This is a genomic window from Bacteroides sp. AN502(2024) (genome assembly GCF_041227145.1).
Taxonomy (GTDB): Bacteria; Bacteroidota; Bacteroidia; order Bacteroidales; family Bacteroidaceae; genus Bacteroides.
On sequence record NZ_JBGFSP010000003.1, the window covers coordinates 2,864,861 to 2,891,005 of the forward strand.

The 26,145-nt window shown below is 42.7% G+C and carries 15 protein-coding genes and 1 pseudogene; 10 read left to right on the forward strand and 6 right to left on the reverse strand.

Annotated features, from left to right (window positions below; all coding sequences use genetic code 11):
• Positions 1-3: 3 nt before the first annotated feature.
• Positions 4-3,417: a SusC/RagA family TonB-linked outer membrane protein gene (locus AB9N12_RS11145; protein ID WP_369892133.1), complete on the reverse strand. Its 3,414-nt coding sequence runs from the start codon at positions 3,415-3,417 to the stop codon at positions 4-6.
• A 124-nt stretch (positions 3,418-3,541) separates the two neighbouring features.
• Between AB9N12_RS11145 and AB9N12_RS11150 the strand changes: the two genes are divergently transcribed.
• Positions 3,542-3,700 carry a hypothetical protein gene (locus tag AB9N12_RS11150; protein WP_369892134.1) on the forward strand — a complete coding sequence of 53 codons (159 nt, stop codon included), beginning with the start codon at positions 3,542-3,544 and terminating at the stop codon, positions 3,698-3,700.
• 26 nt (positions 3,701-3,726) lie between these two features.
• Here AB9N12_RS11150 and AB9N12_RS11155 read toward each other — a convergent pair whose 3' ends face one another.
• Both AB9N12_RS11155 and AB9N12_RS11160 read right to left on the reverse strand, forming a co-directional pair.
• The gene (locus tag AB9N12_RS11155) at positions 3,727-4,965 is read right to left on the reverse strand and encodes a FecR family protein (RefSeq protein WP_369892135.1); all 1,239 of its coding nucleotides are present in this window, start codon (positions 4,963-4,965) and stop codon (positions 3,727-3,729) included.
• A gap of 55 nt (positions 4,966-5,020) precedes the next feature.
• Positions 5,021-5,521 carry a sigma-70 family RNA polymerase sigma factor gene (locus tag AB9N12_RS11160; RefSeq protein WP_369892136.1) on the reverse strand — a complete coding sequence of 167 codons (501 nt, stop codon included), beginning with the start codon at positions 5,519-5,521 and terminating at the stop codon, positions 5,021-5,023.
• A 314-nt stretch (positions 5,522-5,835) separates the two neighbouring features.
• Here AB9N12_RS11160 and AB9N12_RS11165 point away from each other — a divergent pair, with 314 nt between their 5' ends.
• Entirely contained in the window at positions 5,836-6,471 is a 636-nt protein-coding gene (locus AB9N12_RS11165; protein ID WP_369892137.1) for an AAA family ATPase, read from the forward strand.
• 508 nt (positions 6,472-6,979) lie between these two features.
• On the opposite strand, the gene AB9N12_RS11170 is transcribed toward AB9N12_RS11165, so the two are convergent.
• Positions 6,980-8,644 carry a putative transporter gene (locus tag AB9N12_RS11170; RefSeq protein ID WP_369892138.1) on the reverse strand — a complete coding sequence of 555 codons (1,665 nt, stop codon included), beginning with the start codon at positions 8,642-8,644 and terminating at the stop codon, positions 6,980-6,982.
• 274 nt (positions 8,645-8,918) lie between these two features.
• Between AB9N12_RS11170 and mutA the strand changes: the two genes are divergently transcribed.
• The 8 genes from mutA (at position 8,919) to AB9N12_RS11210 (ending at position 23,142) form a co-directional block, all read left to right on the forward strand.
• The gene (gene mutA, locus AB9N12_RS11175) at positions 8,919-10,823 is read left to right on the forward strand and encodes a methylmalonyl-CoA mutase small subunit (RefSeq protein ID WP_369892139.1); all 1,905 of its coding nucleotides are present in this window, start codon (positions 8,919-8,921) and stop codon (positions 10,821-10,823) included.
• 1 nt (position 10,824) lies between these two features.
• Complete coding sequence (gene scpA / locus AB9N12_RS11180; protein ID WP_369892140.1) at positions 10,825-12,972, forward strand: methylmalonyl-CoA mutase; 2,148 nt, start codon at positions 10,825-10,827, stop codon at positions 12,970-12,972.
• 205 nt (positions 12,973-13,177) lie between these two features.
• Complete coding sequence (locus tag AB9N12_RS11185) at positions 13,178-13,798, forward strand: RNA polymerase sigma-70 factor (protein ID WP_369892141.1); 621 nt, start codon at positions 13,178-13,180, stop codon at positions 13,796-13,798.
• Between the two features lie 118 nt (positions 13,799-13,916).
• Positions 13,917-14,900 carry a FecR family protein gene (locus AB9N12_RS11190; RefSeq protein WP_369892142.1) on the forward strand — a complete coding sequence of 328 codons (984 nt, stop codon included), beginning with the start codon at positions 13,917-13,919 and terminating at the stop codon, positions 14,898-14,900.
• 32 nt (positions 14,901-14,932) lie between these two features.
• Complete coding sequence (locus AB9N12_RS11195) at positions 14,933-16,081, forward strand: peptidase M26 (protein WP_369892143.1); 1,149 nt, start codon at positions 14,933-14,935, stop codon at positions 16,079-16,081.
• Between the two features lie 177 nt (positions 16,082-16,258).
• Complete coding sequence (locus tag AB9N12_RS11200) at positions 16,259-19,780, forward strand: SusC/RagA family TonB-linked outer membrane protein (protein WP_369892144.1); 3,522 nt, start codon at positions 16,259-16,261, stop codon at positions 19,778-19,780.
• A gap of 20 nt (positions 19,781-19,800) precedes the next feature.
• Positions 19,801-21,558 (forward strand): RagB/SusD family nutrient uptake outer membrane protein, encoded by a 1,758-nt coding sequence (locus AB9N12_RS11205; protein ID WP_369892145.1) that lies wholly within the window; start codon positions 19,801-19,803, stop codon positions 21,556-21,558.
• A 24-nt stretch (positions 21,559-21,582) separates the two neighbouring features.
• The gene (locus tag AB9N12_RS11210) at positions 21,583-23,142 is read left to right on the forward strand and encodes an endonuclease/exonuclease/phosphatase family protein (RefSeq protein ID WP_369892146.1); all 1,560 of its coding nucleotides are present in this window, start codon (positions 21,583-21,585) and stop codon (positions 23,140-23,142) included.
• 166 nt (positions 23,143-23,308) lie between these two features.
• Here AB9N12_RS11210 and AB9N12_RS11215 read toward each other — a convergent pair.
• Together AB9N12_RS11215 and AB9N12_RS11220 are read right to left on the reverse strand one after the other, a co-directional pair.
• A pseudogene (locus AB9N12_RS11215) lies at positions 23,309-23,467 on the reverse strand (RNA polymerase sigma-70 factor); the annotation flags it as partial.
• 36 nt (positions 23,468-23,503) lie between these two features.
• A complete protein-coding gene (locus tag AB9N12_RS11220) occupies positions 23,504-26,137 on the reverse strand; it encodes a UvrD-helicase domain-containing protein (protein WP_369892147.1) in 2,634 nt (877 codons plus the stop codon).
• Between the last annotated feature and the right edge of the window lie 8 nt (positions 26,138-26,145).

The following is a 26,145-nucleotide window of genomic DNA, read 5'->3' on the forward strand; positions in this document are numbered from 1 at the left end:
TTTTTAGAAACTAATATTTAAGCCCATAGAATAGGTCTTCTGAATAGGGTAATTAAAACCGTTCTCACCTAACTCGACATCCCATATCTTGAAGTTCGTGAAACAGAACGGATTGTTTGCACTGATAAAGAACTTTACATTCTGCATCTTCCATCTGTTCAGTAACTTTCTGGGCAGGTTGTAGGCCAACTGGAGTGAAGTGCAACGCAGGAAACTGCATTCACGCATGAAATAGGTACTCTTACGCACTTCAGCCCCGCTGTACCAGTCCTCCTGCGGATTGTGTGTGACGATATTCTGCGGAGAAAGGCGTGGCCAGAATGGTTTTGAACTCATGTTGTCTTCCGACCAGTGATCCTCGTAAATGGCTGTCAGCATGGCGTGGTCACCATAGAAGGGGGAGATGGATTTCGGATTCATGAAAAAAGTGCGTTTGCCCGAACCTTGGAAGGCAAAACTGAACTCGAACTCCTTATAGTTCAGAAAACCGCTGAAACCGTAGATTACCCGCGGAGTTTCCGGATAACCGATGTAGGTGGCATCTGCCACGGTGATTACACCGTCACCGTTTAAGTCGCGGTATTTGATGTCTCCCAGCATGACGTCTCCGTCCTGTCGGGGTGAGTTGTCGATTTCAGCCTGATCGCGGAATACTCCTTCGGCTATATATCCCACTGCCTGACTGATTTCCTTGCCTGCCATACGCTGCCAGGCCGGTTTGTTGGTAGCTTCTTCAATCTCTTTATAAACAACTTTATTATAAGTGGCGGTAGCGTTCAGAATCATCCAAAAGTCATTATTGAACTGATGCTGTACTTTGGCTGAAAGGTCGATTCCGCGTGAACGTGTCTTGCCGATATTATCCAGTGGAGCTACTTCAATACCGACATTCGCCGGAATCACATAACGGTTGGAGAGGATATTGTGGCGGATTTCCTGATAGATGTCCGCCTGCACTTCAAACAGTCCTTTAAAGAATTTGGCTTCGATACCCAGATTGGCTTGTTCCGCTATTTCCCACTGGATATCCTCATCACCGTAGAAGTTTACAATTCTACGGGAACTTGAACCTGAAGTTTTGTAGGCTTCCACATCTTTGGTGGTACCGGATCCGGTTGAACCGATATCCTGCAAATATACATAGCGTGGGGTAGAAATGATGCCGTCGTTACCGACCTTACCCCAGGAGAAGCGGAATTTCAAGTAAGAAAGCCAGTTGGAAGCCGGGCGTATCCATTTTTCACTTGAGGCCACCCACGCAGCTCCCAAAGCCGGGAATACTCCCATACGGTTACCTTTTGCAAATCGTTCGGAACCGTTGTAACCGACACTTACTTCACCGAAATATCGGTCTTTGTATCCATATGAACCACGTCCGGAGTAAGTCAAGTTGCGTTGCGGCATCCCGTTCAGAACGGATGAAATAGGGGTAAAGGTGCGTTCGTAGGCTTGGAACACTCCGGTCAATGAGGTTTGGTGGTCTCCCCAGGCCGCAGTGTGATAGACTCGTCCTTCATAAGTGACGCGTGTATCGGTGGTGTTGCCGTTTCCGCCCACTCGCAGCGTTTTTGAGGCGGTTGCGTTTCCTACTCCTGCCAGGGTGTGTCTGCCGGTTTCAAAATCATAATTCTTCAGATAATATTTATAGGGACTGGTTGTAAATGTATTGTCATAGTAACCCGACTGCACATAAGAGGCGCTTAGACGGACTTCCAGACCTTTTACCAGAGAACTGAGATTATGGATATATTCAGCCTTATTGGTCGTGGAATATCGGGTACGTTCCTTATATCCTTGCTGATTCATCATGTAAGGGTTGGCGGCCCCGGAAACAGTTGTACCGAAACGGATATGTGGCCAGCTGTAGTTTTCATCGGCAGGATAAATAGGGGCGAAATCTACCGGAGAAGCGTTAAAGGCATATGAATAAGCGGTGGACTGGTCGGTCACCGGACCATGATATTTATCTATGTTGGTGGCCGAGTTGATAACCAACCGTATACCCGAAGTCAGGTTGATATTCAGGTTGGTGCGGAAGCTTACCTGATTGTTGGTGATGTTACAGTCGAAATCATTCAGTTTGTCGGATTTCAGCATACCCTGGTCCCGGTTATAATTGACGGATGCGTAATATTGTATCACTTTGGAACCGCCGCGGATAGTGACACCGGCATGATGATTGATGCTCTGTTCTTTGAACAAGATATCGTACCAGTCATTGGCAGGATACACCCATGACGGATATCTACCGGAAGCTGTACGGTTGATGTGCTCTACGCTATACTTGGGAGTTCCGGCGTTGGAACGTCCCATGATAGCCTGATTATACATTTTCATGTAAGTGATAGGGTCTACCACGTCAATCTCCCGTGTCGGTTTGCTGACAACCATCTCGTAGCGTGCGGTAGTATAGACACTACCTTCTTCGCCTTTCTTGGTAGTGACGAGAATCACTCCGTTGGCTCCGCGTGCACCATACATGGCAGTTGCGGAAGCGTCTTTCAGGACACTGAAAGATTCAATGTCCTCTACTGCCAGACGAGACAATTCCAGTTTGGAGGATTCCACTCCATCGATTAATATCAGCGGGTCGGAGTTGGCGCTGGACTGGAATGAAGTGATACCACGTACATAAAACTTTGTGTTCATCTCGTCTTCAGTCAGGGCTCCTGGAAGTCCGCCGGTCTGCCAGGCAATCATTCCGGGGATTTTCCCGGCAAAGCTTGAGGTTAGGTCGCTGCTTGATGTTTTCAGTTCACCGGGACGTATGGTCGTAATGGCAGATACCACGCTTTCCTTTTTCTGTGAGCCGAAGGCCACGACTGTCACTTCATCCAGATTCTTCGAAGAGGGCTCCAGGCTCAGGTTCACTGTCGTCTTTCCTTTCACCGGGATTTGTTCAGTCTTGTAGCCGATGAACGAAAAGTCCAGCACATCATCCGGTTTCACCTTTACAGTATACCGTCCGTCAAGGTCGGTCATGGTTCCCTGTTTGGTGCCGTGGATTTTGATGTTGACTCCCGGCACGGGGACTCCGTTCTCGTCCACCACCTTTCCTTGTACCTTGATGGTTGCTTGTCTGGGTTCTGCCGTGCGGTTGACTTCTTTGGATGTCACCGTGATAAATTGCTTGTCGATGGTGTACTCCAATGGCTTGTTACCAATGATTTGCTTCATGGCATCGTGAATGTCTTTAGCACGGATTGTCCCGTTCACGCCATACTTGTTCACATCTTCCGTGATGAACATGATTTTGTAGTCTGTCACTTTTTCCAAGCGTTTGAATACTTGGGGAAGCCGCTCGTTTTTCACTTCAAGCACGATTTCCTTCTCTTTCCCTTTCTGGGCGGTCATTGTGACCGGAAAGAGCTGAATAAGCAGGACGGCTAAAATGAAAATAACTGAAAACTTTCTCATAAACTATTAACATTATATAATTAGACCTTTACTGTTAAATCGGAATCCACTAACAATAAGACACCCCTAAAAATGATTTTTTTTCAAAAAAAGATTGATTGCTTGAAAAAGGTAGCATTAGTTTATGATTGGAGAAGAAGCTCCGCTCATTCTGAAAGGGCTTTTGAAAGGGGGAAATGTAAATAACGGCAAAAAGAATAGAATATTAACAGAAGGGGTATATGCTTTCTTCCGATACCCGGATTTTTCAGTACAGGTGTCGGAAGAAAGTATTATTCTATAAATGGCAGGTATGAAGTAGTGTCGGATTTATCGGATATACAGAGTGTTGCCGCTTAATGTGGCGTGAATCTTCTTCATGCGGTTCAACAGGCTTATCGCCCGTTCCAGTGTTTCGCTGCGTACACAGAAATACCGGATATGCATATCTATCAATTCTTTGTTCTCAAATATGACGTTGATATTATACCAGCGTCCGAGTTCCTGAGTTACGTCTATCAGTGGCATATTGTCGAAGTAGAAATATCCGTCTTTCCAGTAGACATAAGCGTCCGTATCTACGTTTTTGACAACGAAAGCCTCGTTCTCACGCCATTGGGCATCCTCGCCGGGGTTTAGAGAGACTGAATTTTCCTTGTTTTCACTGTCTCTGACTTGCACCCGTCCGTTAATCAAGGTTACGTGAGAATCACGGGAAACATAATTGCGTACATTCAGCTCTGTACCCAATACCTGTATCTGCATGCGGTCGGTACAGATGACAAAAGGACATTCTGCATTTTTCGCCACTTTGAAATAAGCTTCCCCTTTCAGGCAGACTGACCTGGTCTTGCCGCTAAACTGAGCAGGATACTCCAGACTGCTTTCCGCATTTATCCAGACGACGGTTCCGTCTTCAAGGGTGATTTTGAAATCCTGCCCTCTCGGGGTGGAAAGGCGGTGTGTCTCGATATTTTCTTCGGACACATCCGGATTGTTTCTGGCAGTATAGGCAAGTTCCAGTGTGTCTTTTTTGTTGAACAAGGTACCTACTGCTTTCAAAGCCTCTTCATGCGTATCCCGTGCAAGGGCGAACCGATCCCCTGTGCTTGTCTGCAACGTCACCTGCTGCACACTGTCAATGGCTTGGAAGGCAACGATTTCATTTTTTGATGAAGGTGCTCCTATTAGCCATGAGTACAGGAAAATGATGAGGAAAGATGCGGCTATCCCCGTCAACGTCCCCCATAAGAAACGGTGTGATTTATTTCCGCTGGAGGATTGGAGGGGAACTGCCGGATTCGCGAAAGAACGGGGTTGTGTAGTGGAGAAAGGAATAGTGCGCTTTTTTTGGCGGAATGCCTGCCATTCCTTTTCCACATCGGGAGCGTCATTGTCGTATTGACGTATTACGGCATTCTTGCAGTTTTGCAATTTCCGGCAAGTACGCATCATCTCTTCATCCTGCATGACTGATGCAAGCTCCTCGTCGGACAGCTGTTTCCCCTCTTCCATCAATTTGACGATTCGTTCCAGTTCTTCTTCCTTTATATCTTTTTTTTTATCCATTGATTGTAACAGTCTGTTTATTATATATCGTATTCGGTTAGGTTTTGTACACCACCTATTTGTCTTTTTTTGCAATTACCGCCCTAAATGCTTTCAAAGCGTTAACGATGTGCTTTCGCACAGCACTGACGCTGATACCGAGTTCATCGGCTGTCTCGCTATATGTTTTCTTTTGGAAGTAGCACATTTCGAGGATGGTACGGGTTTTAGGGGTGAACTTATCCAACATGCGGTACATTTCCGAGATTTGTTGTTCCATTTCCTCATACGTGTCGTCCTCGTCGCTTTCGTTATACATGTACATATAGAAATCTGCGTATCGGGTTTTGGCTATCTCATGGCGGAGATAGTCAACGCACTTGTTGCGTACCAGCGAATACATATAACTGGTAAGGTTGAACTGTTCTTTCTGATGAGAAAATGCCCATGCCTGTTCAAAGGCATCGCCTACAATATCCCGACACACTTCCTTGTCACCTATCATTTGAAAGGCAAAATAATAGAAGCGGGAATAGTTCCCCTTAAAAAAAAGTTCAAACTCAGTCTCTTTTTCCAATATTCCGAACGTTTTGATTTCTTTATTAATTTAGTTGAGAGTTGCGTGCAAAAATAGTGTTTTTGTCTTTATTTCAAAAGATTTTAGTGAAAAACCGAAAGAAGGAACCTCGCGGGAAAAGAAAAATGTCAGTGCTCTTCTGCATATATTCTTTGGGGGGATTCATCTTCCTCTTTTTATATTTTGCGGGCTTTTCTCTGAATGATAAAGATAATGACCCCGCTATTCTATTTTTTAATATAACGTTCGTCTGATGATGTAACTTTTAAAAATAATTTGTATGTTTGCTACCAAACCATAAAACAAAATGTACTATGAACGGTAATTATGTAATTAATATCGGTCGACAATTAGGGAGCGGCGGCAAAGAAATCGGAGAGAAGTTGGCTGCTCGTTTGGGAATCGACTTCTACGATAAAGAACTGATTAATCTGGCCTCTGAAGAAAGCGGTCTGTGTAAGGAATTCTTTGAGAAAGCAGATGAAAAGGCTTCACAAGGAATTATTGGCGGATTGTTCGGTATGCGCTTCCCGTTTATCAGTGAAGGAGCTATGCCGTGTACTAATTGCCTGAGCAATGATGCTTTGTTTAAAGTGCAGAGTGATGTCATCCGCCGTTTGGCGGCAGAGAAGTCCTGTGTATTTGTAGGGCGTTGCGCGGATTATATTTTGCGCGAACATCCCCGTTGCGCGAATATTTTTATTTCGGCTTCCAAGGAAGACCGTATTGAAAGGGTATGCCGGATTCATCAGGTGAATGAAGAGGCTGCGGAAGAGATGATAGAAAAAGCGGATAAGAGACGTTCGGAATACTATAATTATTATAGCTATAAGACTTGGGGAGCGGCGGCTACTTACCATCTGTGTGTGGATTCCTCCTCTTTAGGGGTAGAAGAAACCGTACGGTTTGTGGAAGAGTTTGTGGTAAAAAAGCTGAAGTTGATAGTATAAAACGATGAAGAGCATATTTCACTTGACCGATTCCCGTAATGAAACACTTAGTTTCTCGTAATGAAACACTAGTTCCACCGTAATGAAACACTAGTTCCACCGTAAGGAAACAAGAAGTATTCCTTATTAAAACGATTGTTTACCGGGCGCTTTTTCAAAAAACAGGTGGTGATAGGTGATAGATGAGGTGATAGGTTAGTAACAACCTATCACCGCTCTGTAACTACCATGAATAAGGAGTTTTAGGAAGACGGTGATAGGATGAAAGAGGAATTTCATTTTTATGATGAGAGAGTCATGTACTCATTGACTAAAGAGGGGGTGTGTCATAATGCCTAGATATAAAAATTCACCCCTGCCACAGATAGCTATAGCAGGGGTGATTTCCTCAAAAGGGGATTTTGACACCCTCTTTTATGAACATTGCATATCAGTTATGCATAAATCTTTTAATTATTTAAATTCAGCCAATGGGTGAACTTCACTGTTTATATATGCTAAGTTCGATTTACATCATTGTCAGCAAGATCATCTGTCCCGTCAGAATACGAAGGAACATAGACAAAGGATAAACGGTAGAGTATCCTACTGCAGGAGCATCGCTCGACGTTGTTTGATTGGAATAGGCCAGTGCGGGTGGGTCGGTGTTACTACCGGCTATCAATCCCATCAGGGTAAAGTAGTTGACTTTGTAATGCAACCTTGCGATCGTTCCGATGATAAGCAACGGAATGACGGTAATAAGGAAACCGCAGCCTACATACAACAGACCGTCACCTTCGACCACCGTCTGTACGAAATTGGCTCCGGCATCTATACCGACGCTGGCTAGGAAGAGTACGATACCTATTTCACGGAGCATCAGGTTAGCACTCATTGTAGTATAAGTCACCAAGTGGAGTTTATGACCGAAGCGTCCGATAAGAATAGCTACTACCAACGGGCCACCGGCCAATCCTAATTTCAAAGGAGTCGGCATGCCGGGGAATGCGATAGGAAGGCTGCCCAAAAGGATACCCAGGAAAATACCAACGAAGATGGTGACAATGTTCGGTGTATCCAGACGTTTCAACTGATTACCCAGTACGCCTGCAACACGCTCTACCGCATCCTGCTGACCTACTACCATCACGCGGTCACCCACTTGAAGAACTAGATTCGGGTCGGCAAACAGGTCCATACCGGAACGGTTGACACGAGTCACATTTACATCATACATACTGCGGAAGTGCATCGAGCCCAAAGTCTTTCCGTTGATTTCCGGTTTCGTGACTAAGATGCGGCGGGATACCATCGGAAGGTCTTGTTTCTCCCAGTCGAGTTCCACCTCTTTTCCTATAAATACAGTGATGGCGGGAGCGTCCTCTTCCGAGCAGACGATGAATAACTGATCGCCTACATGGAAGATCGTCTCATGATTCGGAATGCTTACGTGACCTTTGTGACAAATACGGGAACAGACGAACTGGCGTCCTAGAAATTCTTTGATTTCAATCAGAGTCTTTCCGCTAATTGATTCATTGCGTACTTCAAGGCTCATCATGTGAGGCTTGTGGTGTGCGTCTCCACTTTGAATTTTTAGGCTTTCTTCCTCCTTTGCCATGTTGACACGAAAGATATAGCGGATGGCAATGATAGAACCGATAATACCTACCACACCGAGCGGATATGCACATGCATAACCAAGTGCTATTTGCGGGCCGTTATAGCTTAGCTGGTTCAGAGCTTCATTGGCGGCACCAAGTCCCGGAGTGTTTGTTACAGCTCCGTAAAGGATACCTACCATCATCGGCAGTTCTACACGGCCGTTCCATAGGTAATAAAGCCCTAGTGCAACAGCAATATTCAATACTACGATGCCTACAGCCAACAGGTTCAAGGTCATTCCCCCTTTCTTGAAAGAAGAGAAGAAAGACGGCCCCACCTGAAGTCCGATACAGAATACGAACAAAATCAATCCGAATTCACGGATGAAATGTAGGATGTGTGTATCGGCTGTGAAGCCGAAATGTCCCATTAGGATGCCGGCAAACAAAACAAAAGTGACTCCCAGTGATACTCCGAATATCTTTATCTTGCCGAGATACACGCCTGCTGCTACTACAAATGCGTAGAGGAGCACGATGTGAGCTACGGAGCTGGGGTCCCATAATAAACTTTGTAACCAATCCATAATATAGCAGTTTTTATAATGTTTTTCTAAAAACGGGTGCAAAATTACTCATAACATCGGAGCAAATCAAATAAATGAAGAACTAAAAATGAAGAATTTCTATGCAGATTGTATGAATTCGACGAATCGGGACGCCCTGTGCGAATTTTCTCTAAAAAAGAGATTCTTTTTAACTTATTGGTTATATTTGCAAGTCGAACGACGGATGTTTAGAAAGAGATAGATAAATAAAAATAAAGATTATATTAATTTTGTTTTAATTTTAAAATAAACTATGGCAGACAAAAAAGAAAAACTCTTCTCAGACTTTTCTCCTGTCTCTACCGAACAATGGATGGAGAAGGTCACAGCCGATTTAAAAGGTGCGGATTTTGAGAAGAAGCTCGTTTGGAAAACAAACGAAGGGTTTAAAGTTAAACCTTTTTATAGGATGGAAGATCTGGAGGATTTAAAAACTACCGATGCGCTTCCTGGGGAGTTTCCTTATTTGAGAGGAACTAGAAAAGACAACAATGCGTGGTTGGTTCGCCAGGAAATTAGAGTGGAATGTCCGAAAGACGCCAATGCAAAAGCACTGGATATCTTAAATAAAGGTGTTGACTCACTTTCTTTTCATGTGAAAGCAAAAGAACTCAATGCAGAATATATTGAAACACTGCTAAGTGATATTCAGGCAGAGTGTGTTGAACTGAATTTCTCGACTTGTCAGGGACATGTGGTTGAGTTGGCTAATCTGTTGGTAGCTTATTTCCAGAAGAAAGATTATGATGTGAAGAAGCTGAAAGGGTCTATCAATTATGATTTCTTCAATAAAATGCTGACTCGTGGCAAGGAGAAAGGTGATATGGTGAAAACGGCCAAATCTTTGATTGAAGCTATTCAGCCGCTTCCTTTCTATCGTGTGTTGAATGTAAATGCTTTATCTTTGAATAATGCAGGTGCTTATATCTCTCAGGAACTGGGTTATGCTTTGGCTTGGGGAAATGAATATATGAGTCAATTGACTGATGCCGGTATTCCTGCTGCTATAGTAGCTAAGAAAATCAAATTTAATTTTGGTATCAGTTCCAATTACTTCCTTGAAATAGCAAAATTCCGTGCGGCGCGTTTGCTTTGGGCAAATATTGTAGCTTCTTACAATCCTGAATGTACGCGTGATTGTGAGAATAAAGGTCCTAACGGGGAATGTCGTTGCGCAGCAAAAATGGCGGTTCATGCCGAAACCTCTACTTTCAATCTTACTTTGTTTGATGCACATGTGAATCTGCTTCGTACACAAACCGAAGCAATGAGTGCTGCATTAGGAGGCGTAGACTCAATGACGGTAACTCCGTTTGATAAGACTTATGAGACTCCGGATGAGTTCTCAGAACGTTTGGCTCGCAACCAGCAACTGTTGCTGAAAGAAGAATCTCATTTTGATAAAGTCATCGACCCTGCTGCCGGTTCTTATTATATCGAGAATCTGACTGTGTCTATTGCAAAACAGGCTTGGGAACTCTTCTTGGCTGTAGAAGAAGTGGGTGGTTTCTATGCGGCATTGAAAGCAGGAACTGTTCAGGCTGCTGTGAATGAAAGCAACAAAGCTCGCCACAAGGCAGTTGCACAGCGTCGTGAAGTGTTGTTGGGTACAAATCAATTCCCGAATTTCAATGAAAAGGCTGGTGATAAGCAACCTGTTGAAGGTAAGTGCTGCTGTTGCGGAGGTGACTCTCATACTTGTGAGAAAGATGTATCCACATTAGTGTTCGATCGTGCTGCGAGTGAGTTTGAAGCGTTGCGCCTTGAAACAGAAGCGTCCGGTAAACGTCCGAAAGCGTTTATGTTGACTATTGGTAATCTGGCAATGCGTCAGGCACGTGCTCAATATTCTTGTAACTTCCTGGCTTGTGCCGGGTATGAAGTAGTCGATAATTTGGGATTTGAAACTGTAGAAGCAGGAGTAGAGGCAGCTATGGCAGCGAAAGCTGATATTGTTGTTATTTGTTCCAGTGATGATGAATATGCTGAATATGCAATTCCTGCTTTCAAAGCACTGAATGGTCGTGCGATGTTTATCGTTGCCGGTGCTCCGGCTTGCATGGACGACCTGAAAGCCGCAGGTATCGAAAACTTCATCCATGTCCGTGTCAATGTATTGGATACCTTGAAAGAGTTTAACGCTAAACTATTGAAGTAAGATGAGAAAAGATTTTAAAAACATCGATATATATGCTGCATTTCAGCCGACAAATGGTGCTGAATGGCAAAAGGCTAACGGTATCTCCGCTGATTGGAAAACACCGGAACACATTGAAGTGAAACCTGTTTATACAAAAGAGGACCTTGAAGGAATGGAACACCTTGGCTATGCTGCCGGAATCCCTCCTTATTTGCGCGGTCCGTATTCTGTAATGTATACCCTTCGCCCCTGGACCATCCGTCAGTATGCCGGATTCTCCACTGCCGAAGAATCAAATGCATTCTATCGCCGTAATTTGGCTTCCGGTCAGAAAGGTTTGTCAGTAGCCTTCGACTTGGCTACTCACCGTGGATACGACCCCGACCACGAACGTGTAGTAGGCGACGTAGGTAAAGCGGGTGTCTCTATCTGTTCATTGGAAAATATGAAAGTGTTGTTCGATGGTATTCCGTTGAGCAAGATGTCTGTCTCTATGACAATGAATGGAGCTGTACTTCCGATTATGGCGTTCTATATCAATGCCGGTTTGGAACAGGGGGCTAAGCTGGAAGAGATGGCCGGTACTATCCAGAATGATATTCTGAAAGAATTCATGGTGCGTAATACTTATATTTATCCGCCTGCATTCTCTATGAAGATTATTTCTGATATTTTTGAATACACTTCGCAGAAGATGCCTAAGTTTAACTCTATCTCTATCTCCGGTTATCATATGCAGGAAGCAGGTGCAACCGCAGATATCGAGTTGGCTTATACATTGGCCGATGGTTTGGAATATCTTCGTGCAGGAACGGCAGCAGGCATTGATATTGATGCATTTGCACCGCGTCTGTCTTTCTTTTGGGCGATTGGAACTAATCACTTTATGGAAATAGCCAAGATGCGTGCTGCACGTATGCTTTGGGCAAAGATTGTGAAGCAATTCAATCCGAAAAACCCAAAATCACTAGCATTGCGTACTCACTCACAGACTTCCGGTTGGTCGTTGACAGAACAGGATCCGTTCAATAACGTAGGGCGTACTTGTATTGAGGCTATGGCTGCGGCTTTGGGACATACTCAGTCTTTGCATACCAATGCATTGGATGAGGCTATCGCTCTTCCGACAGATTTCTCGGCACGTATTGCCCGTAATACTCAGATTTATATTCAGGAAGAAACTTATGTTTGTAAGAACGTTGACCCATGGGGTGGATCTTATTATGTGGAATCTCTGACGAACGAACTGGCTCATAAGGCTTGGGAACACATTCAGGAAATTGAAAAACTGGGTGGTATGGCAAAAGCTATCGAAACAGGTATTCCTAAGATGCGTATCGAAGAAGCTGCTGCACGTACACAGGCTCGTATTGATAGTGGTCAGCAGACAATTGTCGGTGTGAACAAGTATCGTTTGGATAAAGAAGCTCCGATTGATATTCTTGAAATTGATAATACGGCTGTTCGTCTTGAACAAATTGAAAACCTGAAACGTCTGAAAGAAGGACGTAATCAGGCAGAAGTGGATAAAGCATTGGCAGCAATTACCGAATGTGTGAAGACTGGTAAGGGTAACTTGTTGGATTTGGCTGTGGAAGCAGCTCGTGTTCGCGCAACATTGGGTGAAATCTCATCTGCTTGCGAACAGATAGTAGGACGTTATAAAGCAATAATTAGAACGATATCAGGCGTGTATTCATCAGAAAGTAAAAACGATAGTGACTTCAAACATGCTTGTGAACTGGCAGAGAAGTTCGCAAAGAAAGAGGGACGTCAACCTCGTATTATGATTGCAAAGATGGGACAGGACGGTCACGACCGTGGTGCTAAAGTCGTAGCGACAGGTTATGCTGACTGCGGTTTTGATGTAGATATGGGACCGTTGTTCCAGACTCCGGCGGAAGCTGCTCGCGAGGCTGTTGAAAACGATGTTCATGTAGTAGGTGTTTCTTCATTGGCTGCCGGACATAAGACATTGGTTCCGCAAATTATTGAAGAACTGAAGAAGCTAGGGCGTGAGGACATTGTAGTGATTGCCGGTGGGGTTATTCCTGCACAAGATTACGATTTCTTGTATAAAGCAGGTGTAGCTGCTATCTTCGGGCCAGGTACTTCGGTAGCGAAAGCTGCTTGTCAGATTCTGGAAATTCTTATGGATGAAGAATAAAGCAATCAACAGGTTGCATAAGCCATAAAATGAGATTTAAAAAAGGGTCAGTTGCTGACCCTTTTTTGTATCTTATTATTAAAATATCTCCTTTAGGGGATTTTATAAAAAGTACTTCAAATTTGATTTATTGAAAAAATATTCATAATATTGTCATCACTTTGTTGACTATTGGGCCATACCTTTGCATGTAAAATTCTAAACTATGGTAGATTTCATGGATGAAAAACAATTATTGGAGGAACTGAAAAGAGGCAATAATGCGGCTTTTGAGTTTCTGTTCAAGAGTTATTATCCTCGTTTGCGAGGGTATGCTATTCGTTTTATTGAAGATGAAGAAACAGTTCGCGATATTATTCAGGAGTGTTTCTTGCGATTTTGGGAACGTCGCGAAATGTTATCTGCTCTTTCACTCACTTCTCTTCTTTTTTCTATGGTCCGTAACGGATGCCTGAATTATTTGAAACATCGCTCGATTGTTGAAAAGTACCGGGTGGAGTATCTGGAAAAGCTGGACGGAGAAGAAAGGCTCTACTACGCAGACTTTATGCAGGATGCGGAACATAAATTATTATACAATGAATTGCAGGAACAGATTGCTCTTGTGCTTAATCAGTTGCCGGACAGGTCGCGTGAGATTTTTTTGTTAAGTCGTTTCAGAGGATTGAAGAACAGGGAAATCGCGGAAAAACTACAAATATCCACTACAGCGGTTGAAAAACATATTGCAAGAGCTTTGCACTATTTTTCCCGGCATTTCAGCGAACACTATCCGGTAGACCTGTATATAGTGATATTGGCATGGCTGATGATGGAGCATAAGTGATTAAGACACTTTTTAAGCATCTGAAGAATAAGAAGCAGGAAAGTTTTTTCTGCTTTTTTGGTTTTGGGGGTTGGGTAAATGAAATATGGGTTGTTACATCTTATAGAAAGTGAATATAATGAAGCAAGAAGAAAATATCCGAGAATTGGCTATTCTGTATTTTGAAGGACGTATATCAAGAGCTGACGAAAGAATCCTGTTTGAATGTCTCGAACAGGCGGAAGACGGCTATGACAGATTTCGTCAGTGGGAGAAAGAATGGATGAACAACCGGGTGTCTGATTCGCAGACCAATGCTGAATGGGAAGCATTGAAGCATAAGATATACACGCAGGAAGCCATTGTTCCATTATTGAAGAAACCAAAACCGAATATATGGAAGATTGCCCGTATCGCTGCTGTGGTAGCGTTGATTGTCGGTACTACACTGGGTATCCGGCAGGCTGTTTACCTGTTTGCACCGAAAACCTTCTTTGTATGCGAGGCTCCGTTGGGGGATAAGAGTAAAGTACAGCTCTCGGATGGTACTGTCGTATGGCTGAATTCAGGTTCCGTACTAAGATATTCGAATCATTTCAATACTGCCGACCGGGTTGTAGAACTGGAAGGAGAGGGATATTTTGAAGTAACCAGGCAGAATGGGAAGAGATTCATAGTAAAGACACAGGAATATGATGTGGTGGTGAAAGGTACAAAGTTTAATGTATCTGCCTACCCGGATGATTCCTATGTAACAACTACCTTGCAAGAAGGAGTGGTAGAATTGAATTATAAGGAAGAACAGATACGGATGTCGCCGGGAGAATCCATTTCTTTGGATTTGCAGACAGGGCAATTGAAGGGAAAGAAAGTCAATGCATGGCAGGCGATGGCATGGGCGGAAGACAGAATCGAATATGATGACATCACATTGGGAGAGATGGTGAAGAAACTTGCTCGTCGGTATGATGTGCGTATTCAGTTGGAGTCGGAGAAGTTGGGTGACATGAAGTTCCGTGTTTCATTACGCAATAAAGAGACAATCGTAGATGTAATGGACGCTCTTAAAGAAATCATACCTATCAAAGTCGAATATAAGGAAAAGGATATATATATAAGATAAGAACTCAATGTTTAATTGTAAAGAAATCAAGTATGAATATTACTGAAATAGGCAGATTGGGGATGCTGTTGATGATGGCATCTGTTGCAATCTCGTGTTCTGACCCTAATCCTTTAGATTCTTATACTCGTGTTCCATTTGAAAAGGCGGAAACGGATGACGGAAATAGTGATGGTGACGGAGACGGTGCAGGCGGTTTGTTCGAGAAAGGAGACGGAACGGACAGCAAACCTTATGTGATAATGAATGCTACGCATATCAGGAATATGCGTAGTGTGTTGAAATCGGGTATAAAAGTGTACTTCCAATTAGGTGCCGATATTGATATGGCTGGTATTGATAACTGGCAATCGCTGAATGGTTCAGGGGACTTTCCTTATGAGATAGATTTTGACGGAGATAACCATGTCATTAAGAACTTCAAATGTTCTGCCGGTGATTATCCGAGTTTCTTCGGAGTATTGTGTGGTGATTGCCGTAATGTAGGCTTTGTTGACGCTTCTGTATCGTCTACTCGCCAAGGCATTGGAATTATCACCGGTTATCTCGGACTTAAAAATAAAGGTAACGGAAATAAGACAGGAAGAATTGTGAATTGTTATACGACCGGGGAAGTGACAGGATCAGGTGCGGCCGGTGGAATAGCCGGGGTATTGGCAAACAGCTATGATGGACAGGAAAGTTATATAAAGAACTGTTATTCAAGTGCAACAGTCAGCGATCAGGCTCCAAGTAATGGAAAAGCTGGCGGTATTGTCGGACGGAAAGTAGGCGCTGGCGGATTTATCGAAAATTGCTATGCATACGGAAAAGTCAGTGCGACTAAAGGAGGTGTAGGCGGTATTTTGGGACAAATCGACAAAGGTGCTGACGTTGCTATTAAGAATAGCGCGGCATGGAGTAATTTGACCGGAGGGGATGCTTTGTCTACTGTAGGGCGCATTGTTGGTGTCTCCGCTTCATTAGGCAGTTATGAGAATTGCTACGCCTGCGAAAGTATTGTACTCAAAGTGAATGAAGAAACGATTACAGCATCGGATGAGTCGTCAGCCACAGGAACGACATTTCACGGAGTTGCAAAAACAGCGGAAGAACTGGAAAATATTATCGTAGCTTGGAATCCGAATCTTTGGAAAAAAGGAACGGACGGTTACCCGACATTCCGGTGGACTGAAAAATAGGCGCCGGTCGATACAAAAAGCAGATTATTTCTGCTTTTTTGTATTTATAGGGGTTGGGTAGACGGATGATGAGTTGTTTTATCTTATAGAAGCAGTTTTGAGAAATACTACAATCGAATATATATATATCCTTAAATATAAATCACTTTAATTTGTAACAACTTAATTGATAAAATTATGAATGACCGAAGAAACTCATTTTTTAGGCTGTTTCTCCTGATTCTGTTATGTATGGGCGTCCAGTCACTTGGGGCGCAGACGGTTACGAAGGTCTTTAAAAATGAGCCGCTAAAGGCGGTATTGAAAGAAGTTGAGCGGCAGACAAAATACTCCATTATCTATAAAACGGACGAGGTTAACGAAAACAAGAAAATAACGGCTTCCTTTCAACGGGCAACCGTTAACAATGTACTTGCCGTTGTTTTGGATAAGGATGTAGAGTACAAGCTACAAAATCGGATGATTATCATCACGAAGAAAACGGTGCGAAATACCGCTGCCGCCCCGTCACAGTCTTTACACCGGGTTACGGGGAAAGTAGTCGATGTGAATGGTGACCCGGTAATCGGTGCCAGTGTACAGGTGATGGGACAGTCTATGGGGACAGTCACCAACTTGGATGGTGAATTTGCGTTGTCGTCCGTTCCGGTCAATGCAGTAATTGTTGTATCTTATATCGGATTTGAGAAACAGGAAATCAAAGCTTCCGAATTGCAGAAATCTTCGAGAGTGATGCTCCGTGAAGATACAGCGACGTTGGAAGAAGTGGTCGTTGTAGGCTATGGTACTCAAAAGAAAATTAACCTGACGGGAGCCGTTGCTGTGGTAGACAGTAAAACGATGGAAGACAGACCTGTGCCGAGAGCCTCGCAGATGTTGCAAGGAACGGTACCTAATATGAATGTAACCTTCGGGTCGGGGTATCCGGGGGCTTCGGCAACCATCAATATCCGTGGTGTCAACTCTATTAGCGGCAATGCGTCCCCACTGGTTCTGATTGACGGTATAGAGGGAGACATCGACCGCTTAAACCCGAATGACATCGCATCCATTTCAGTACTGAAAGACGCCTCTTCGGCTGCCATTTACGGTGCGCGTGCCTCTTATGGCGTTATTCTTGTGACCACCAAAGAAGGTTCAGCCCGTAAGACTACCGTATCGTATGATGGAAGATATTCATGGAGCAATCAGACAACTTCCACTGATTTTGAAACCAGAGGCTATTACTCGGCAGGAATTAATGATTTGTTTTATACCAATTATAATGGAAAGCCATATACCAACTACACAGAAGAAGACTACCGCCAGCTTTGGCTGCGCCGGAATGATGAAACGGAAAATCCGGAACGTCCTTGGATCGTGACCGACCAACGTGACGGAAGAGATACATACGTCTATTACGGTAACTTTGATTGGTATAATTATCTCTATCGTAAAAACAGACCGATGTGGGAACATAATATTAGTATCAGCGGGGGGAATGACAAACTGAACTATTACTTGTCAGGAAATACGGTTGACCAGACAGGTATTTTCAGGCAGAACCCGGACAAGTATAAGGTGTATAACTTCAGAAGTAAAATCTCAGCTAAAATAACTCCGCGACTGACTATCAGCAATAATACGAAATACCACTATAATAGTTACTCTTATCCGGGATTATCGGGTATTAATAACAACTTCAATACTGCGGTGAACCATGCGCTGGCGAGCTTTGTACCCATCAATCCGGATGGCAGTGCGGTGTATCTGACTTCGTTGAGCAATTCTGCTATTTTGGATGGTATGGGGGCTATCCTCGCCTATGGAAAACATAAGAATGAAGACAAGCGGTATGAGTTCTCCACGACTTTTGAAGCAAGTTTCAATGTCATGAAGAACCTGAACGTTCGTGCAAATTACAGTTACCTGCACTATAACTATCAGACAATGAACAGAACGGTAAATGTACCGTATTCCAAATATCCGGGTGAGATATCCTATCTGACTACCGGAAATGGTGTGAATCAGTTAAAGGAAACACAAACCAATCATTGGTACCAGGCTTTCAATGTTTATGGGGATTATATGTTGGATATTGCCGACCATCAGATAAAAATCATGGCAGGTTACAACTATGAAACCAAGCGCCTGAAGGATATCAAAGTCTCTCGACAGGGCTTGCTTTCCGATGATCTGAATGACTTGAACCTGGCAGTAGGGGACGCGATGACTATGTCCGGCGGACAGAATGAATACGCACTTTTGGGAGCATTTTATCGCCTTAATTACTCCTATAAGGGAGGTCGTTACCTATTCGAGACGAGCGGGCGCTATGACGGAAGTTCCCGTTTCAGGAGCGGACACCGTTTCGGTTTCTTCCCTTCGGCTTCCGTAGGATGGAGAATCAGTGAAGAGCCGTTTTTCAGGAATCTGAAGAAGAATATTGATAATGTGAAATTACGTTTGTCATACGGTTCGTTAGGAAATCAGCAGGTTGGATATTACGATTATATCCAGACTATTAATACCAACGGCACCATGAATTATATCTTTGGCGATCAGAAGAAAGGTTCCTATGCCAGTGTTTCCGACCCGAACTCTGCAGATCTGACTTGGGAAACTGTCTCCACTTGGAATGCGGGACTGGACCTCGGTTTCTTCAATAACCGTTTGAATCTGACAGCCGATGCCTATATCAGAGATACCAAAGGAATGCAAACTTCCGGAAAGAAATTGCCCGGTGCTTATGGGGCTAATGAACCCAAGCAAAATGCAGCTAATCTGCGTACCAAAGGCTGGGAATTGATGCTGACTTGGAACGATGCCTTTAAACTGGCAAACAAGCCTTTCCGCTATAACTTGTCCGTAGGTCTGGCAGACAATACATCGGAAATAACAAAATTCGATAATCCGTCCAAGATATTGACTGATTATTATGTCGGTCAGAAACTGGGTGATATTTGGGGATATGCGGTAGATGGACTTTTTAGAACAGATGAAGAAGCGGCAAGTTATAATGTCGACCAATCGGCTGTGAACTTCGTCATCAACACGGCACAGGTAAACCCGGGACTTCATGCCGGTGATATGAAATTCGTTGATTTGGACGGTAACCATAAAATTTCTTCCGGTTCGAATACGGCGGATGACCCCGGTGACCGGAAAATAATCGGAAACTCATTGCCGCGCTATACGTATAGTATTCAAGGTGGTTTCGATTGGTACGGCTTCGATTTTTCCATCTATCTTCAGGGAGTAGGGCATCAGGACTGGTATCCGGGCACGAATTCCGTATTCTTCTGGGGACCGTATGCACGTCCGTATTGTTCATTCATTCCCCGTGATTTCTTGAGTAATGTATGGAGTCCGGAAAATCCGGATGCTTATTTCCCGCGTCCGATAGGTTATCTTGCTTTGGGCAACAACCGTTCCTTGGGAGTGGTGAACGACCGTTATTTGCAGAATCTGGCTTATTGCAGGGTGAAGAATATAACAGTAGGCTATACGATTCCCGCCGTATGGACAAAGAAAGTAAAGATAGAACGCTTGCATATCTATTTCAGTGGCGAGAACCTGTTTACTTTTTCTCCTCTAAAGAGCGATTACATTGATCCGGAACAAGCTTCGGCGGAGAACTCCATTAAATCTGCGAATGGTAACGCTAAACTGTATCCTTGGTCGAAGACCTATTCTTTCGGAGTGAACGTAACTTTTTAAACTAAATAATATTCTGAATTATGAAATCTGTTTATATAGTATCTTGGTTGCTCGCCTTGGCGGTATCTTTCGTTTCTTGCGACGATTGGTTGGATAAGACGCCTAAAGACCGTCTCTATCCGGATGTATATTTCAAGACTGAGGATGAGTTGCGGTTGTTTACGAACCAGTTTTATAATAATCTGATTCCGTCTGCTGTCGATATCTATTCCGAATCATCCGATTTAATTGTCAAGTCCGACTTGATGCTCGAGATGTCCGGGCAGCGTATCGTCCCCGACGAGGGAAACGGCTGGAATTTTACTGCACTCCGGGATATTAATTTTTATTTGCAGTATTCCCACAACTGCACGGATGTGAATGCCCGTAACCGTTACGATGGTGTCGCCCGTTTTTTCAGGGCTTATTTCTACTTTGAGAAAGTGAAGAGGTACGGTGACATTCCCTGGTATGACAAAGCACTTGATTCGGACGACCCGGATTTATATAAAGCTCGGGATTCACGGGAATTTGTCATGCAGAAAATGCTGGAAGATCTGGATTTTGCGATTGCCAATCTTCCGAAAACAAAAAATGCATATATATTGACCCGGTGGACAGCCTTGGCACTGAAATCCCGTGTCTGCCTGTTTGAGGGGACTTTCCGCAAATACCACGGATTAGAGGATTATGAGAAATACCTGAACGCTTGCGTTTCGGCTTCTGAAACTTTTATGAACGAAAGCGGATATACGCTCTATAAATCGGGCAGCACACCTTACAGGGATTTATTTGCTTCCATGAATCTGCAAGCGGATGAAGTCATTTTCGGTCGCGACTATGAAGCCTCTCTTTCCATTCTTCATAATGTGCAGAATTATGAGAATGCCACTACGATGGGACGTCCGGGAATGAACAAGAAGATTGTGAATTCTTATCTGATGGCGGACGGAAGCCGTTTTACGGATAAAGCCGGTTATGAAACGATGACATTTGACCAGGAATGTCAAAACCGAGACCCGCGACTGGCACAAACCATCCGTACTCCTGGATATACGAGAATCGGAAGTACAAAGAAAGAAGCCCCGAACCTGGCTTATGCCATCACCGGATATCATCTGATAAAATATTCGATGACGGCTAACTACGATGAATATAATAAATCGTGTAACGATATTCCCTTGTTCCGCACGGCAGAGGTGTATTTGAATTTTGCTGAAGCAAAAGCCGAACTGGGTACTTTAAAGCAAGCCGATATCAACAAATCCATTAAATTGCTTAGAGACAGAGTAGGAATGCCTAACTTGGATATGGAACTGGCAAATTCAAAACCCGACCCGTATTTGATGAGTGCCGCTACAGGTTATCCAAATGTGAAAGGAGCCAATCAGGGAGTAATTCTTGAAATTCGTCGTGAACGAACTATTGAATTGGCAATGGAGGGTTTCCGTTATTACGATATCATGCGCTGGAAAGAAGGCAAGCTATTTGAGAACGATCTGCTGGGGATCTATGTTCCCGGTCCCGGTATTTACGATTTGGATAAAGATGGTACGGATGATGTCTGTTTTTATGTAGGAACAAAACCTGCCGGGAATGTACCTTTATATTTAGAAATTGGTGAGCAGATTCGTTTGTCGGACGGTGAGAGTGGTTATATCATTTGTCATAATCTCATTACTAAAAAATGGAATGAAGACAGAGATTATTTGTATCCTGTTCCTATCAGCGAACGTACTTTGTCTAATGGTGTGATAACACAGAATCCCGGTTGGAATGACGGATTGAACTTTAATTGATTAGATTTAGAAATATAAATTCTTATGAAAAATATGATCTCTTATATATGTCTTTTGGCAACCGTGTTTGCCAATTTGTCCTGTGCCGATGACATGGATAACTCTAACTTTGATGATATGATACCTTACGGTAAGCAGGAAGTTTCCTATACTTACCCGAAAGAAGAGGGAAATCTCAGAGTGTTGACCTTTAATATAAAGCATTGTGCCGGCAACGATGGCGTGATTAATTATGATAGGACAGCCGCCGTTATCAACGGAATGGAACCTGATGTTGTTTGCCTGCAGGAAGTGGATTATATGACTACCCGTAGTAATAAAGTCGACCAGTTGAAAACCTTAGCCGATAAAACAGGTATGAATCACTATTTTAGTAAGTCAATCACTTTCCAAGGAGGTGAATACGGCAATGGCCTTTTGTTCAAAGGAACGCCGATTAGTACGCGGACTTTCCCGCTTCCCGGTGCCGAACTTCGTTCCGCTGCCATAGCCGAATTTGAAAACTATGTAGTCATATCCACACACTTGGCTTTGGAAGAGAATAATAGAGTTGAGTCTGCGAAGTTATTGACACAGCTTGCCAAAGAATACAAGAAGGTAGTGTATATGGCAGGTGACTTTAATGAAGACTTGATGGACGGGGCATTCTTTACGGAGTTGAAAAAGGAATGGAATGTAGTCAGTTCTACGGAAAATACTTTTCCTACGGGGAAATCGACTAAACGCATTGACTTTGTCGTGGTATTGAAGAGTCCTGCAACGAGTGTGGTAAAATCGAATGTCGTGTATAATTTGGACGGTGTCAATGTCTCGATGGCTTCCGATCATTATCCTCTTTATTGCGATTTCCGCAAGGTGACGGTACTCGAAGAATTTCCGAAAGCTGCGGGCGATCTGCGCATTGCTAATTACTTCACGAAAAACTGTGCCGGAACGGACGGAGTTATTGACTATGACCGCATCGCTACTGTTATTAATAAAATGAATTCCGATATTATCTGCTTGCAGGGACTGGATAAGGAGACGGAGCGTTCAAGCGGTATAGACCAGTTGAACGTACTGGCACAGAAAACGAATATGCATGATTACTTTGCCAAAGCCATTGATTATAAAGGGGGTGAATTCGGGGTTGGTATACTGACCAAAGATGAACCTGTAAGTGTAGACAGATATCAAATGGCAGGAAAGAAGGAGATGCGTGCAGCCATGGTAGTGGAATATGAGAAATTTGTGGTAGCCAGTACGAATTTTGATACGGACATGGCTAAACGTATCGAGGCGCTTCAGACATTGCATACGAAGTTGTCCGTTTATAACAAGCCGGCATTCTTGGTTGGCTATTTCAATGAGGGCAATTTGGAAAGCGACTTCTTCAAAAAAGTAAAGGAAGATTGGAATCTTCTTAGTGCGGACAAGTCGACTGAAAACGGTGGAAAACAGCGTCGTCTGGACTTTATCGTATCTTTGAAGGAACATGGTGTTACTGTGACGCAAGCCGACGTGATGGAATATTTGACCGGAGCCGACATCGCGACAGCCTCTTCGCACTATCCTCTCTTTTGTGATTTCTCTGGTTTAAAATAGAAACGTAGGATAACGATAATTTTTCCCGTTTTCCTGTCCACTAGACTGGAAGACGGGATTTTTTGTTTTTATTCTTTCAATACAGGTAGGGATTATTATGGTTACAGGAAAGAGTCTTTGGGTTGACTTGAAAGGTTATTAACCCTGTCTGAGTTGGTCTTTGTTATCATACACGAAAAAATAACAAGAGCAATAGCGGCATATAGTCTTTTAGTTCATTACGTAAAAGTTCCATTGTCTTTTGTTTATACCGGTTGATGGATTTCACACTGAGATTCATCTATCTCGCAATTTCTATATGTGTTTTACCTTCAAAGAAGCTTTCTTTAATTTTATTTGACATTAATGACATAGCCATATTTTATGCTTGATTCAATTTTCCCAAACGCATAACAATGGAGGTCTGACTTCGTCCCATTTTTGCCGCAATGTATTTGATGCTTTTCCCTTCGTGGTGAAGCCTTAATAGGAACTGGTCGGCAGCTCGTGTCCATCGTTTGTTTGCATTAGGATGTATAGAGCAGCTTTCTTCTGTGATTAGCTCCGGGTGTAGGAACTCATTGACAAATACCGATGGAAAGTGGTTGTCATATAGTACGATAGTCCTTATCTTAGCTCGCGTTATTGCCACATAAAACAACCTGCGTTCTTCCCCGAAGGGAAATGTGTCGCTTTTTGTAAGGACATAGTTGAGTACCGGGTCGTCACTGACGAGTGATGGAAAACCATATGTGTCTTTATTGCATTGGAGTATAATTACATAATCAGCTTCAAGGCCTTTTGATTTATGTACTGTCAGGAATTCTATTTCACGACCACCAATGATGTAGAAGAATTTATTTCCTCGTTTTATGGACTGATACATAAACGAAAGATAATAATCATCAAAAGAATATCGTCCTAACAAGAAGATGGATTTGTCTAATGGAATTTGGGCGATAATCTGCCCTATTGTATCGCAGTAGTTCTTCCGCTCGTAAGCACGAAACACTAAATCAGTTTTGGCTTGTGTACTGAAAGAATGGATGTCTTTCTTGATTTGGCTATTATTGCGTTTTACGAATTGAGAAGATAGGGCGACTAATGGTTCACCAAAACGATAAGTTGTTTCAATCTTGTTTATTTCTGTAGCACCGAAATAATCAGGAAATTGACTAAACAGTGCCATGTCACTTCCTGAAAAGCGATATATCGACTGCCAATCATCACCGACGCAATAAAGTTTTGCAGGTGGATTTCCCTTTCGCAGTGCTTTCAAGAAGTTATAACGATCAACGGATATGTCCTGAAACTCATCAACTATTATATAATCATACTCTACAGGATGAGAAGAATAGCAAATTTCTGTGGCTTGTAAGATGACATCGGTAAAGTCAATTTGGTTATTTTCTCTTAATGCATTAATATAACGTTCATGGACAGGATAAAAGATATTCTTAATTATGAATACACTCCTTTCGTCGTTAGCTCTGTTTGCTTGATGCAATATATCTTCGATAGATTTACAACTTGATTTTATTAATGTAATAAAAGTTGATACAAGCCTGATAAATGCCTTTTCTTGCTTACTGTCCTTGGGTAAAACCGAATTATAAAGCTCTGCGTCTGTCTTTTCATGAATCGTCACCCCAGCTTTGATTAACATGTTTTTCAGTTTATCCTTTATGTCTGAATAGTGAAAGTCTGCGCTTGAGGTTGTTATTAATACAGTGCCGAATTTTTCGTGAGCAGCCTTTTTCCACGTAATGCCATCGTTATATTTTTGATTGGCTTCCTCGTATGTGATATTTTTATCCTTTGCAAACCAAACGGGTACAAGTCCATGTTCATCAATTCCAAAATGTTCCAAATAGATGCGCTTTGATTCTCCTTTATACTCATAATAGATGGAAAAATCCGGTTTATATTGTGAGTGCATTTCATCTGCTAACGGATGTTCGTATGGCTCTTCATATCTGAATCGCACACCAAGAGACGATAATGCAAAACAGATTTTTTGTTCCTGTTCACTTCTTACATAGATTGTTTTCCCGTCCATATCGGGAAATAAGGCTTTCAATTGTATATTTTTTTGTTCAGATAATTGTTCTCTTCTTTCATTTTTCCGCTGCTCCCAATCTGCCTCCTGCGATTGATAGTCTATGAAATATTCAACAACATTCTTTTTAAACAAAATATCCTCTAACAACGCATGATAGATATTTACGAATAATGCATCGGTATTATCGCAAATAGAAGGTTTGGCACCTGTCGCTTGTCCAATCAAGTCAATAGCAAGTTTATGAAAGGTGTAACCTTTCAATCCTGCAATGGACATTCTCTCAGTCAACTCAGATGCGGCTTTATTTGTATAACTGATAAGAAGAATCTTTTTAGGATCGATTCCCTTTATCTCTATCAGATATTTAACCTTGCCAATAATAGATGATGTTTTCCCACTTCCTGCACTGCTAATCACCAAGCAATTATCTTCCTCCGAAACAATGGAACGCCTTTGTTGCTTATCTAATGGATATTTTAGACAATGGTCAAAAAACTCTTTGTGTGTATCAAGTATATTATTTATGACTGTTTCATTATGTTGCTTGATAAGATTATTAATATTCCCAAAGTCACGGATTAGTTTTGAGATTGTTTCAGATGGAGTAATACTAAAGGCTTCAAGTTTCTTAGCAAGTGAATGTGCTTCTTGAAAATATGGTTTATAACGATTGGTGAAGTCTATTTCTTGCGTTGCCGATATTATTTTTCCATGAAATTCATTGTTTAGGTCAGTCGGAATATCAACAAATACAGCATTATTGAGTTTTGACAATCTTTCTTGTGCCTGCTCATAGCTGGACTTTTTACTATAAGGCTTCTCACTATAAGTGGATATGCGATTAAATTTTTTGGTTAATTCTTTTGACTTATCTTTAAGATGTATTTGTATAGCAGTTATTACGAAAACAGAAATAACTGCTATACAAATTACTATAATGAATAACGATTGCATATCAAAGA

Coding starts and splice junctions, on each gene's coding strand:
- AB9N12_RS11145 (WP_369892133.1), bottom strand. CDS start 3,417: ATGAGAAAGTTTTCAGTTATTTTCATTTTAGCCGTCCTGCTTATTCAG.
- AB9N12_RS11150 (WP_369892134.1), top strand. CDS start 3,542: ATGATTGGAGAAGAAGCTCCGCTCATTCTGAAAGGGCTTTTGAAAGGG.
- AB9N12_RS11155 (WP_369892135.1), bottom strand. CDS start 4,965: ATGGATAAAAAAAAAGATATAAAGGAAGAAGAACTGGAACGAATCGTC.
- AB9N12_RS11165 (WP_369892137.1), top strand. CDS start 5,836: ATGAACGGTAATTATGTAATTAATATCGGTCGACAATTAGGGAGCGGC.
- AB9N12_RS11170 (WP_369892138.1), bottom strand. CDS start 8,644: ATGGATTGGTTACAAAGTTTATTATGGGACCCCAGCTCCGTAGCTCAC.
- mutA (WP_369892139.1), top strand. CDS start 8,919: ATGGCAGACAAAAAAGAAAAACTCTTCTCAGACTTTTCTCCTGTCTCT.
- scpA (WP_369892140.1), top strand. CDS start 10,825: ATGAGAAAAGATTTTAAAAACATCGATATATATGCTGCATTTCAGCCG.
- AB9N12_RS11185 (WP_369892141.1), top strand. CDS start 13,178: ATGGTAGATTTCATGGATGAAAAACAATTATTGGAGGAACTGAAAAGA.
- AB9N12_RS11190 (WP_369892142.1), top strand. CDS start 13,917: ATGAAGCAAGAAGAAAATATCCGAGAATTGGCTATTCTGTATTTTGAA.
- AB9N12_RS11195 (WP_369892143.1), top strand. CDS start 14,933: ATGAATATTACTGAAATAGGCAGATTGGGGATGCTGTTGATGATGGCA.
- AB9N12_RS11200 (WP_369892144.1), top strand. CDS start 16,259: ATGAATGACCGAAGAAACTCATTTTTTAGGCTGTTTCTCCTGATTCTG.
- AB9N12_RS11205 (WP_369892145.1), top strand. CDS start 19,801: ATGAAATCTGTTTATATAGTATCTTGGTTGCTCGCCTTGGCGGTATCT.
- AB9N12_RS11210 (WP_369892146.1), top strand. CDS start 21,583: ATGAAAAATATGATCTCTTATATATGTCTTTTGGCAACCGTGTTTGCC.
- AB9N12_RS11220 (WP_369892147.1), bottom strand. CDS start 26,137: ATGCAATCGTTATTCATTATAGTAATTTGTATAGCAGTTATTTCTGTT.